This window comes from Thalassospira sp. MCCC 1A01428 (assembly GCF_002115825.1).
Lineage (GTDB): Bacteria > Pseudomonadota > Alphaproteobacteria > Rhodospirillales > Thalassospiraceae > Thalassospira.
This window is the reverse complement of sequence record NZ_JFJZ01000004.1, coordinates 51,841-63,807: the sequence shown is the minus strand read 5'-3', so window position 1 is coordinate 63,807 and position 11,967 is coordinate 51,841. Positions and strand designations below refer to the sequence as shown.

Genomic DNA, 11,967 nt, shown 5'->3' with positions numbered 1-11,967 from the left:
CAAAAAGCCAGCAAAGCCGTCCAGAATGAACCCTTCAGGATTCATTAAACTGACAAAGCCAACCAGCATATTTGGGGGACCTATGACTTCACTTGAAGAAGGCACAACACAACATGTTGTTGTTGTGCATCCGGGAAATTTAATGCGCCACGCCCTGACATCCATATTAGGAGAGTTCAGGGAGACGTCCATTTCCAGTGTAACATCGCTGGAAGAACTTCAAGCCAATATGGCTATGGTATCCGCAGCCGATGTTATTCTTTTCAATATCGAAAACATCCAGCAGGACGTCATCTGCCTCACATCATTACGAGCAAAAAATCCACACCTGAAAATGCTCGCCCTGGCACATCATTACGAGCTGGAAGACCTGTTTGCCCTGTTTAAAATCAATATTGACGGGGCTTTGCTGGATGATGTTTCACAGAACACACTGAAACTTGCCTTTAAGATGTTAAAAGAAGGCCAAAAGCTGTTCCCGTCAAACATAGGGCAAATCCTGATGGCCCGAATGCAAAGCCCCTGTGCTCCCTTACCGATCGGTGCGCTGGACGAGGAAATCGAACTGTCCCAACGTGAACAGGAAATTTTACATTGTCTTGAAAATGGCGAGGCAAACAAACGAATCGCCCTTCGTCTCGACATTGCCGAAGCCACAGTCAAGGTGCATGTAAAAAGCATTTTGCGAAAAATCGGTGTCGATAACCGTACGCAAGCTGCAATCTGGTCGCTGCGCCAGCGCACATATCCATGGGGGCAAACCTGTTTCCCCGCAATCGCGGAAACGCTCCATTATTGCACCCACACAAATACGTAATCCCATGAAGGGAGCAATATGAATATTGTGCCCAGGTTAATAACAAAGCGGCCAATTACAAAACCCAATTCTTATACAATAGAAACGCTTGCGCTATTGGGCTTGCACATATCGGCAAGCCCTTTTTTGTTGTCCCGCTATGGTCATCAAGGCCTTACTATTTTTTAGAATCATTCCAATAAATAAGAAAAACTCCCTGAACCACTAAAACACGCCACAATAGTCACCCGTAATAGTTACCCGAAATAGATAGAAAATATACTTACACTACCCCCACTGGAGCATAGATTTGAGGGCATTTGATAGCTATCCTGATTGTGAAGGCAGGGGGAAACAACCCGGAAGACTCTCATTTTACTCGAAAGACTAAAATGCTTAAGCATTCTGGACGTGTTTTATTTTGTAAAACAATTTCCCCTAACACTTAAAAACATCAAATACAGGGATAACGACAATGCGGACGTCAAGGAACTCTGCAGAAATACTCGTCGCAGTAGTACATTCAAGCCTATTATTGCGTACCGGCCTAACCAGTCTGTTGGCGCACACCAAAAACGCCGAAATTATCGATGCTCCTAACCTGGATGACTTGATTTCTGTAACACCTGCAGATCGAAAAATAGACGTCGTACTGGTCAGCATCGATAATTTTCAAAGCCAGATGACCTCTTTGGCAACCTTCCGGGAACACAATCCCGGTGTCAGAATTATCACTCTTGCCCACGAATATGATGCCGAAAGCCTGTTTGCCCTGTTTAGTCTGGGCGTAAATGGTGCATTACTAGACGACGTTTCACAAACAGCCATCGAACTGGCATTTCAGCTCATCACCGAAGGCGAAAAAATATACCCGTCAAATCTTGCGTCCATCATGATGGAACGCTTTCATTTCATGTCATCACTTGAACTCGAAAATATCGATATGCTCGATATCGAACTCTCCCCGCGCGAACATGAAATTCTTGAATGTCTGGCAAGCGGAGATTCCAACAAACGAATTGCCATTCGGTTAAATATTTCGGAGGCAACCGTCAAAGTGCATGTCAAAAGCATTCTGCGCAAAATCAAGGTTGATAATCGTACGCAAGCGGCAATTTGGGCACTTCGCAGCCAACCCCGCACGACCGGTTATACCGCATCGCTCAGCTAGAGATCGATCACGCGAAAACAGTACCGGTGTAAAACAGTTCCTCTCTGGAACGTAAATGGAAAGAAAGCCCGACATCTTGCACAAACCACAATTTCTGCGTTCACTCACGCACCACAAAGATAAATTCGGCTTTTTCCTGCAACCCTTAAATAAAACGATCTAACGCCCCGCCAGCCTCTGTCGGGGCGTTTTTTTGTGGCAGTATCAGGGTCATAAACCCGCTGCCATCCAGATCCAGCCATCTATCGGCGATGCGGTAACCTGCGGGATAACGGTACGGCCATCACGAGACAGCATATTGATCCAGCCGTTAATAGTGTAGGTGGCAGCCATACTTTGAAGCGGTGCATAGCGCCGGTCGTTATCTGCCGCCATAAAATAGGTGTTGAAAACACCGACTGAAATCCCCGCCGTAGAAATGGATGTTCCCCGAAACCCTGGTAATATTTCGCCATCGGCCGTCCGAACAATCGCACTACCGCCTTTGCTTTTTTCAATCGATAACAAAGCCCCCGAAGAATCACGCAACATGTTTTCCGGGCGGCTATTATAAAGCTGATCGTTTATAATAGCCTGGCGTGCAGCCTGGCTCATACCCGGCGCCCCTGTTGGCGTGCTGAAAGAATAGGGTTTGTTATTGAATTGGGCCTGTCCGGGTGATGAAAAACTGACAGCACAAACCACGCCTGCCAACACCGGAACTCCAAATCGAAGTATCTTTTTCAAGTCCGCAAACCAGATCATGATGTCCTCATCCTTTTATGACGAATAGGTTCCATAAACCGCATATGGTCTGTTTTTGTGGCGAAGTCAGGCGTAAAAAACCCCATAATACCAATGCCCTGCAAATACTCCGGACGTTATGGGAAGGGTCCGTTTTAGTCCTGCCAATAATGTGACATTCCTTCTCCGAACGGTACACGCCACTACTTGTACAGATTACCGATCAACATGTTGTTCGATAAAATAGGCAACAACAGCTGCCTGAGTGCGGGTGACAACCCCAAGGCAACTGAATATTTCAAACAACCAGCTTTTAATTTCAGGCTCGCTTCGATTGGCATACCGCGCAATTTCAGCGTTACTTTTTCCTTTCTGAATTTCACGCAACAAATGCCAGTCCAGAACGGTCAATCTTTTTGACATTGCCTCGGCGCTATCGCCCAGCAAAAGGGAAACGCCATCAATCTCCCCTGGCAGAAGCCAATAACCCTCGTCTGACAAAAGGCATATTTCTTCCAGAAGATCGGCTGTTGAAGAAAACATCAATGCGTTACTGCCACAGTCAAAGCGCTGCCCCACAATATAATGCCCGTCGGCAACATACGTAATCAGCGGCATTTTACGGGCAACGCGGTACAAATAACGAATTTGCAGATGACTTAACAATTCAGTTTGTCGCTGGCCGATTAAAGCCGCACAAAACCGACCCTCATCCCGTGCCGCCAGATGAAAGTCCGGATCGGCGACCGCAGTCCAGCCGGCATCCTTATTCATCAGGGCATCAAGTTCTGACTGTCGAAAGCCAATTGCCAGTACCTGACGGTTGTTTGCGGGGGTATCAATGAAAGCGGTCATATCAACTTCTTTTCTGGCAACAAATAACAGGCTTGATTCAAAACGCTTTTCCCTGCCAAGGCAATATGCCCTATAGCATATTCGTATATAAAAAGTAGTATCCACAAATAATTAATCGAATAATCAATAATAAAAACATAACCATAATTTGACTAAAACATGTAACCACCTTTATCACCACAATAATCATTTATGTAATATAGAATAAATAATCAATTCCTGCATAATAAACCCAAGCAAACAGCACAACAAATTTTGCCGATTGCGCTTTGGGGAAAGAACTCAGCAGGGATTGGAAAAATGTTTCGTAAAATAGCAGCAACCGCACTGACCGTTACAAGTCTGGCGGCGTGCGCTCCGGGGCCGGCGTCTTATTCGCAAAACCGCATCGACCCGATGATATCTTTTCCGGTTACAGATAACGAAACACCTTACAGCGCCTGCCTGCGTCTGTTGAAAGATGTGCCAGCCAACCGGCTTCCCATCTTTGCCGTGGGCGAGGTCGCCGACAAGACCGGCCAGCTGAATTACGACGAAAATGGCCATGCGGTTTCCCAGGGCGTCAGCGAAATGGTGATGAGCGCGCTTTACAAATCGGGCCGCGCCAACCTGGTTGAACGGTTTGACCTGCGCATTCCCCTTGCCGAAGTCCGCCTTTCAGAACAAGGCCGTCTCACCCGTTCCATTGATCAATACGGAAAAATTCCCGCCTCCGACTTCATCCTCGTCGGGGCCGTAACCGAACTTAACTACAACATCCTCAGCGAAGGCGCGCAGCTTTACGTCCGGGGCATTGGCGGCGGTGGCAGAACTGTCGTGATCAATGTCGCCATGGATTTGCGTGTCATCGATTCAAAAAGTTTCGCCGTTCGCTATGTCAGCTCATTGCAAAAGCAAATCATGGGCTACGAAGTCAGCGCCGGTGTCTTTCGTTTCTTCGGAATCAATCTTGTCGAATTTGACGCCGGGCGCATCCGGAACGAGCCGCTACAGCTTGGCGTCAGAGCGGTTGCAGAAATGGGGGTCTATCAAATCATGACAGATTTCTTGGGGCTGCCGCAAACACCGGAATGCGAGCTTAGCAAAGCAAATGACATGAGCGCGCATCTAGAGCGGTTTTCTTCTCTTTCCAAAACGGAAAAAAGCAATCAACAGGAGTAACCAAAATGCTTAAGACCAAACTGTTGCTGGGCACCATCATCACTGCTGGTGTACTTGTAATCGGGGGCCCTGCCTTTGCGTTCGACAATGTTGAATGGTCATGGGATGGCGATGTCGACACCAATGTCAGTGTTGATCTTAACATTGACGATCCGGCAGAATTTTCGATGGTGGAAATTTTGCAGGAAAAGCTCGGCAGCACGTCGGCCACGTCAAACGTACACGGCATTCACAACAACCAGCCGCTCATGACCGAAACCTCGGGGACCTTTACCTTTGAAGGCGAAGCCTGGTCGAACGGATCATCGACAAGCCTCGACCCCGATGTTGCAGATTTCAGCGAAACCACATCTGGCAATGTTGACGGCATCGCCGCTGGTCAGGGCACCAACCCGTCCTCGTTTGGTATTGCAGATGGTCCGGCAGGCAACAGCCCGGATTCCGAAGGAGGCATTGCCTCTGCCGGTGGCGCATTTGACGGCGCAAACATCACCGTTACCGGTGCTGTAACCGACCCGTTCGCCGAAGATGGTGTGGGTAACGGCGAAACCGATGGTGTTATCTTCACTGTCAGTGTCGACAACATTCAGCCCACCGGCAGCTATGACGCAGCAACCGAACTGCCTTCGCTTAATGCAACAGCAACCGCCCTTGCCAACAATGCATCGGTTGCCGGCGAAGGGGTTGTTAATGTTCACGCTGGCCAGTTTGCCTTTGATGCAGCCAGTGGCGAACAGGGTCCTTCGGGCGGTGGCGGTGGCGATGCCTCTTCTTCCAGCTTCAATATGGGCAACCAGACCAGCCCCAACACCAACCTTTCCGGTGCCATGGGCCTGACCTTGCTGGCCTTGAATGGTGATATTTCTCCGTCCAGTGTGACAGCCACTTCGAATGTGAGCGACATTGACAATTACGCTGTCGATGCCAGCGCGATGGCCCTTGCCAACAACATGAATATCTCGGTGCAATCGGTATCGGCAGAAGCCACCCCGGTTGACGAAGACCCGGTTGACGGCGACGCACAATCCATTTCGTCGGCCTTCCGTTATGGTGGCAGTGGTGGCAGTGGTGGCAGTGGCGGCAGCGGCGGTGGCAACACCGATGTTGACGGCATCACCCCTGACGTTGCGCTGATTTCTGACGTTACCCAGTTTGCTTACGCCAATGTTTCTGCCGTCAGCAGTGTCTATGACGTCAATCTCAGCAACTATTCCGGCCTTGGTTCGGTTGACCAGCCGGTCATCAACGGCTCCGCGACCGCCATCGGCAACAACCTGTCGATCAAGGTTGGCGCACCGGCCATCAACGACTAACCCGGCACAAAAGAAGGAGGAGCCCGTCTCCTCCTTCTTCCTTGCCCAGTCAGACGAGAGGAAAATCTGATGTTTTCGCCTTCCCGGTCTCATCCCGCCCGTCGCTGTCACAAACCCGTCCTGCGAGGCACGCGCATCCTTGCGATCGCGGCGATCCTGTGCGCATCAGGCTCCCTTTCGGCGACGGCCCAAATGTTTGAAAAACCCTGGTCTGCGCCCGATCAAAACCGCGCTTCGCTTGCCGTCGTCATGAAACAGGCTGAATCCGGACTGCTTAGCGGGTCTGGCAGCGCAACCGCATCATCTGGCACAAGCAGCCTGACCCAGCTTGTCTGTGGCGGCGGTGGCGGCACAGCCAGCTCAACAGCCAACTCGGCCTGCGTTATTCTGAACAATTCAAATGGCTCGGTAAATGCGGGGCAAGAGTCAACTGGCGATCAAACAGCTGATTCAAACACGCAAACCAACACAACAAATTTGAGCGATGCGCTCGAAAACCTGTCCGGCAACTAATAATCAATCAACCAATTCGCCGGTCGCCGCCCTTCCCCAACCTGTCCCAGGGTGGCAGCCCTGCTCGTTCTGACCCCAATCAGGAACGTTTTCCCGGCCCACACAACTTCCCATCACCCCACGGGCCGGGACTTTTTTTTCAAACCATGCCAGCCACAAAGCCAGCCTGCGTCACCATCCGCAGAGCTGCCAGCTATCAGGGTTTTGCACAAATTCAACGCCCGACCGGAAAACGCCATCGCGCAGGTTTGGCCGGCTGCAGCCGTTCAATCACCATGACCACAGCAATAATCACCATCAGACCCAGATGCATTGGCATATCGATTGCCGTTATTGGCACCAGCATCAACGCCCAACAGGTGCCAACACACCAAAGACCATTGACCAGGCCATAACGGGCACAATCAGCATCGGCGGACCAGCCAAACGCCCCAAGGCGCGGCGTCCAGTGACACCGGTTCAGGCAAAACTGTTTAACCGGCGACGCCTGCCAGACCAGGGCAATTGCAACAGCAAGGCCGCCAACCGGCACAGAAAACCACGTTGCCGCAATGCGCAAAAGCGCTACGAATAGAACCAATACCGGCGCCATCCCCATCCAGACCACAAGATAGGCCGCAATAAAAACGCCAATCGCCCGCCAGCGCCGACGGGCAAGGCTGCGCACCCATAAATGATATAACGGCCCGGCCAGAATTGGCGTCATCATGGCAGTTAACATTAACAACCATGACAGGGCGATATGTGCCGGCGAGACAAATGCCAGCATTGCCTGCAATGATCGCCAGCCCTGATCATACCAGGCCCCGGTTGCCGCCACACAAAGCGACGACAGGGCCAGTTCATGGCTAAACAGCAGCATCGCCCCCCAGCCAAGCATTGTAATCACAATCAATGTTGGCCATGGGGGCTCTGCCATAAGGGAATAAACGGCGCGAAGCCGCCCGACCCGGGAAGCCAAATCACTGTTCCTGGCGATAGACGCTGATCCGTTCCACCGTAATGCCGGCATCCTCGCTAACAGCTTTACGCGGAATAAGGTCGATGCTTAAATTATCGACAGCAAGGGTGCCTTCGGCTTCCAGGTTTTCAACGATACGGGTAATATCAAATACTTCGCTAATCCCCATGCCCCCATGGGGCTGATCGGGAAGGGATGCCTTACGCACACCGAAAAAGCCGATCGTCCCGGCCAGAAGATCCAGCCGGTCTTCCGGTTTGGCCCCGTCAGGCAGGTTCACATAAACATCCACCACCGCAGCATCCCGCGCCGCACGGATGTTTTCAATATTCAACAGCACATGGTCGCTGGTGGTTGGCGTTGCATCCCCTGCTGTTGGCGAAGACGCGGCAAATGTCCGCATTGATTTGAAACTTTGCGTAACCTTGCGGCTTAATGCACTATCAAGTTTGACACTGGTTTTCGCACCAACCCCGACCAGCGAAAGTTTCGCGGCGTTGGCCCCAACCAGTTCGGCCGGTTTTTCATCATCCATTGCCATGCCCTTTGCCTGTGTCCCGGCCTGTGGTGCCACCGGTGCCGCTGCCATCCGTGCAACATTGGCTGAGGCCTGCTGCTGATCATAAATATAGTTCAGTGGGGCAGCCGTGGTATCCTGCATTTCATCCGGGGTATAAAAATAATCGGTCCCGTCGACTGTCGGCATCACAAATTTCCGATCCATCGGCCCGTTAAGCCATGCAGCATCCGTTGGGTTCAAATGGCCCGGCGTGCTATTCCAAACCATCCACAGCCGGTCAATATTGGCATGATGCAGCCAAAAAATCGGGTCCAGCCCGGCAGTATCAGGGTCTGACATCAACCCTGGCCCCATGTTGTTTTCACCACCAACATCGACATGCACAATGTTATGGGGGTGGTTTTCAAGCCGCCCGCTGACCATTCCGCTGTGGGAAAACCCGGTTTTAAGGCCACCAAAGCCACTTAGCGCCCCGGCCCCGGTGCCGGTAAAGCGGGGTTGTAACAGCGCTTCAAGTGTTACATCCGCCGCAGGCAACACAAGGGGCAAGGTCCCCTGCCCGTAACGCTGGGCAACATAAAGCGGGTTTTCACTGTTATCCGGCAGCGTTTTGCAAGCAAAAGCCGGGGGTAACATGCGGGCCTGCGGGTTTTGGGTGTCGCTGTAATTCCAGTAAGGCATTGCCCAATCTGCCGGGCCGCCCTGCTTGACAATCTCGGCCCGCACCAGCCCCTCGATCGACCAGACATACCCGCGATGCCATGGAATAAAATACCAGGTTTGGTGTTGGCACTGATTCCAGAACAGATCCTGGTCGGCCTGGGACGGCATTGTTTCACCCGGCGTATAATAACCATATTGCTGCCAAAGATTTTTATCGATGCCGTGTACCGCCGCCATAAAACGCCAGCCTGTTTTATCCGACAGCGGTTTTTGTTTTAGTGCGCCAACCCCCTTGGCATACCAGAACAGAATCGGATCAGAAAAACCGCCGCCATTCGCCCAGACACTTTTGCGCACATAAACCATAGCCGTCACCCCTACCCATGATTGAAAAACAAGAAGGGATTTAACTTACATCAGGATTGTAAAAACAGCACATCTTAAAAGTTCAAATTTTTAAGTATTATCGTTTTAAACGTGCATATCGTCAAATTACGCCGTGATGGCGGTCGTTTGCGATCAGGCCAAAAGCACACCGCTTCCATTCGTTTTTCCCAACAAAAAATCCCGTATCACGCCCTGTCTCAACAGAGGCGCAACACGGGATTTTTCTTTTTGCAAAAAACTTAAAGCCAGGCTTTTCTATCGTTCCCCGTCAGGCAAATCCCGTGTCGCCGGGGTGGCTTGTGCCGGGCTATCCTGGGTTTTGGGTTGATCATAACCGGTGTCTGAACTTTGCTGTTCCGGCTTCGCACTTTGGGGCTGGGAAACAATCTCGCCGGCCTGACGGTACTTGCCGGTTTCTTCATCACCATCCTCAACCGCGGCTTTATTTTTACGTACGCGCGGCTCGCCCGAAAGACTGCGAATGGCAGCTTCCAACCGGTCCATATCACGCAAGTTGATGTCGCGTTGCGGAAATGGAATTTCGATACCTTCCTCGCGAAAACGTTCCAGCAATTCAAAACGAATCGCACTGGCAACCGCCAGCACATCGCCAATATCGCGCAGGAAATAACGCAATTCAAAATCCAGCGAACTATCGCCAAAGCCCAGAAACACGACCTGAGGAGCAGGATAACTTAAAATTTCACGCCGCTTATCGGCCAGTTCGAGCATAATATCGCGAACCTTGTTCGCATCTGTCCCGTAAGAAACCCCGATGGGTACAATACCCCGCCCGGAACGTTCTTTCAGGGTCCAGTTCAATACGCGGTTTGAAATCAATTCCGAATTGGGGATAACCACCGATGCCCGGTCAAAGGTTTCAATTTCGGTAGCGCGTACCCGGATGTCTTTAACAAACCCCTGATCAGCCCCGACCACAATCCAGTCGCCAACCTTGATCGGCCGTTCAATCAGCAAAATCAGGCCGGAAACAAAGTTATTCACGATACTTTGCATCCCGAAACCGATACCAACCGAAATGGCACCGGCGATGATGGCCAGATTGGACAGGTCAACGCCGGCTGCCGACACCGCAATCAGTATTGCCAAGCCAATCCCGACATAGCCAAAAATGGCCGAAACCGAATGCTGCAAGCCCTGATCAAGTTTGGTATTGGGTAAAACACGGGTGTTAAGCATACGCTGGAAAAACCGCATCAGGCTTAACAGCAGCAAAAACAGGAAAACACCAATCAGGATGGCCCGAAGCGAAATATTGATACTGCCAATCTGAATACCGACAAAAGCCGCCTCAACCGCGCTAATCAAATCGGCCCAGGCAATATCAGTAAACACCATAATCGCGGTTGGAAAAGCCACGATCATCATCATTGCGTCAATGGTGACCCGCAACCAGAAATATAATGTGCCATGCACAGCATCACTGGTGCTCTCATCCTTTACGGCTTCCGGTTTGACCAGATAAGTATGAATGAGGGCGCGCAAAAATTCGCGCAGCAGCCAGTAACTGGTGGCGAATGCAAGCGCGAGCATCATGTTTTCCAGCACAAAACGCGCCAGCGCCACATACCCGATAAATGACAGGATGGGCAACAACACCGATACAAACAACACCACCCGGCGACAGCGGCGTTCAACCTTGCGCCACCAGTTTTGTTGTTCGTCTACCGCGTCATGCTCCCACCAGGTGCCCAGGGCGGCCACAAACATCACGGCACAGATCAGCGTGATATTACTAAGGCTTTGCACAAGTGCCAGATCAAGAGAAGCCCCAATGGTGGTTGCCCCTTGCAGCAAGACAATGTCCGAAGCAAAAATTATAGCAGCAAAAAGGGCCGAAAACCCGACAACCCTGGCGCCACGAACAGTTGTCCCGGCCGATCGCATTTGCGGGGCAAACGGTGAAAAAACGCTGCGGATCGACGCGCCGACAAACATCAGGAACAGGGCGGCAAAAAAGCACTGATTAATCAGTTCGCCACCGCTGCCCACCATCAGGTCATCCTGAGAGATCAGAATGCGATAAATCACAAACAGCAGCAAACCCGGCACAATTGCAGTCAACGAAAACCGCGTGCCGGAAATCAGCGCCATTCGGTCTTCGTCCGAGGTGTTTCGCCACCGTGCCGGTAAAAACCGAAAAACCAGCACCTCGCCCCCAATCAGGGCCGATGCAATGGCAAACAGTAAAAACACCAGTTCCGGGGCAACATCTTCCAGTCGGTCGCCAATATGGTCCGCCAGATTAACATCCGAATACCGGCTGCGCACGACATCGGGAAGCTGCATGGCTTCGGCCCAGCTTTTTTGCCAAACCGTCGGGTCCCACGGCACATCGGCACGGCTGAAAATGCGGCGGGTAAAACGTTCGCGCGACAGCCGGCCAACCTGGTCAAGCAACTCCCCGGCGCGAAATGCTGCCAGTTCACCCTGCTTCTGGATGCCGCTAACCCGCGAGATTTCCTTGTTTAAACGGTCACGCTCTGCCGTAACGGCAGGAACTTCGCCTGCATCCCCTTCGGGTTTGGGGCCCAACTTTCCCAAAGCCGCATTCAACCTTTCCAGCTTGGTCTGCGCCAGGGCTTCAAGGTCGCGTGTACCATCAATCGAGCGTTCAAGTTCGGTTCGGCCATCGGCCAGTTCGCGTCCGCTCACCCCGGCACCCGACAACTGTTTTTCAACCTTGTCGAAAATCCTGTTCCAGCGCGTCAGGGACTTTTGCGAATTTTCAAGGATGTTCGTCTCGTCGACACCATCAACCTTGCTTTGTGCATGGCCAGTCCCTGGTGTTCCCATTGCCATTACCAGCGCAAAAAGAACCAACAACATGACATGGCGAAACTTTTTCATATTTTCCCGAACCATCGTGAATTTTTAATTGCC

10 protein-coding genes are annotated in these 11,967 nt (G+C 51.5%); 5 read left to right on the top strand and 5 right to left on the bottom strand.

Going from position 1 to position 11,967, the window contains the following annotated elements:
- Positions 1 to 82 precede the first annotated feature (82 nt).
- Positions 83 to 817 (top strand): response regulator transcription factor, encoded by a 735-nt coding sequence (locus THS27_RS04705; protein ID WP_168184827.1) that lies wholly within the window; start codon positions 83 to 85, stop codon positions 815 to 817.
- A gap of 454 nt (positions 818 to 1,271) precedes the next feature.
- The gene (locus THS27_RS04700) at positions 1,272 to 1,967 is read left to right on the top strand and encodes a response regulator transcription factor (protein WP_085588375.1); all 696 of its coding nucleotides are present in this window, start codon (positions 1,272 to 1,274) and stop codon (positions 1,965 to 1,967) included.
- Positions 1,968 to 2,177: 210 nt separating this feature from the next.
- Here THS27_RS04700 and THS27_RS04695 read toward each other — a convergent pair whose 3' ends face one another.
- Positions 2,178 to 2,561, bottom strand: a complete 384-nt coding sequence (locus THS27_RS04695) for a hypothetical protein (RefSeq protein ID WP_139835476.1) — start codon at positions 2,559 to 2,561, stop codon at positions 2,178 to 2,180.
- A gap of 345 nt (positions 2,562 to 2,906) precedes the next feature.
- Entirely contained in the window at positions 2,907 to 3,545 is a 639-nt protein-coding gene (locus tag THS27_RS04690) for a LuxR C-terminal-related transcriptional regulator (protein WP_085588371.1), read from the bottom strand.
- 300 nt (positions 3,546 to 3,845) lie between these two features.
- Here THS27_RS04690 and THS27_RS04685 point away from each other — a divergent pair, with 300 nt between their 5' ends.
- From THS27_RS04685 to THS27_RS04675, 3 genes are all read left to right on the top strand, one after another.
- Positions 3,846 to 4,706, top strand: coding sequence for a CsgG/HfaB family protein (locus THS27_RS04685; protein WP_085579998.1), 861 nt, complete (start codon positions 3,846 to 3,848; stop codon positions 4,704 to 4,706).
- 5 nt (positions 4,707 to 4,711) lie between these two features.
- Positions 4,712 to 6,019 (top strand): hypothetical protein, encoded by a 1,308-nt coding sequence (locus THS27_RS04680; protein ID WP_085588369.1) that lies wholly within the window; start codon positions 4,712 to 4,714, stop codon positions 6,017 to 6,019.
- Between the two features lie 69 nt (positions 6,020 to 6,088).
- Positions 6,089 to 6,532 (top strand): hypothetical protein, encoded by a 444-nt coding sequence (locus THS27_RS04675; protein WP_085588367.1) that lies wholly within the window; start codon positions 6,089 to 6,091, stop codon positions 6,530 to 6,532.
- A 214-nt stretch (positions 6,533 to 6,746) separates the two neighbouring features.
- Here THS27_RS04675 and THS27_RS04670 read toward each other — a convergent pair whose 3' ends face one another.
- The 3 genes from THS27_RS04670 to THS27_RS04660 form a co-directional block, all read right to left on the bottom strand.
- Positions 6,747 to 7,493 (bottom strand): DUF2182 domain-containing protein, encoded by a 747-nt coding sequence (locus tag THS27_RS04670; RefSeq protein ID WP_168184826.1) that lies wholly within the window; start codon positions 7,491 to 7,493, stop codon positions 6,747 to 6,749.
- A gap of 1 nt (position 7,494) precedes the next feature.
- Positions 7,495 to 9,042, bottom strand: coding sequence for a tyrosinase family protein (locus THS27_RS04665; RefSeq protein ID WP_085588363.1), 1,548 nt, complete (start codon positions 9,040 to 9,042; stop codon positions 7,495 to 7,497).
- A 276-nt stretch (positions 9,043 to 9,318) separates the two neighbouring features.
- A complete protein-coding gene (locus THS27_RS04660) occupies positions 9,319 to 11,934 on the bottom strand; it encodes a DUF3772 domain-containing protein (protein ID WP_085588756.1) in 2,616 nt (871 codons plus the stop codon).
- Positions 11,935 to 11,967 lie beyond the last annotated feature (33 nt).

Coding starts and splice junctions, on each gene's coding strand:
- THS27_RS04705 (WP_168184827.1), top strand. CDS start 83: ATGACTTCACTTGAAGAAGGCACAACACAACATGTTGTTGTTGTGCAT.
- THS27_RS04700 (WP_085588375.1), top strand. CDS start 1,272: ATGCGGACGTCAAGGAACTCTGCAGAAATACTCGTCGCAGTAGTACAT.
- THS27_RS04695 (WP_139835476.1), bottom strand. CDS start 2,561: ATGAGCCAGGCTGCACGCCAGGCTATTATAAACGATCAGCTTTATAAT.
- THS27_RS04690 (WP_085588371.1), bottom strand. CDS start 3,545: ATGACCGCTTTCATTGATACCCCCGCAAACAACCGTCAGGTACTGGCA.
- THS27_RS04685 (WP_085579998.1), top strand. CDS start 3,846: ATGTTTCGTAAAATAGCAGCAACCGCACTGACCGTTACAAGTCTGGCG.
- THS27_RS04680 (WP_085588369.1), top strand. CDS start 4,712: ATGCTTAAGACCAAACTGTTGCTGGGCACCATCATCACTGCTGGTGTA.
- THS27_RS04675 (WP_085588367.1), top strand. CDS start 6,089: ATGTTTTCGCCTTCCCGGTCTCATCCCGCCCGTCGCTGTCACAAACCC.
- THS27_RS04665 (WP_085588363.1), bottom strand. CDS start 9,042: ATGGTTTATGTGCGCAAAAGTGTCTGGGCGAATGGCGGCGGTTTTTCT.
- THS27_RS04660 (WP_085588756.1), bottom strand. CDS start 11,934: ATGAAAAAGTTTCGCCATGTCATGTTGTTGGTTCTTTTTGCGCTGGTA.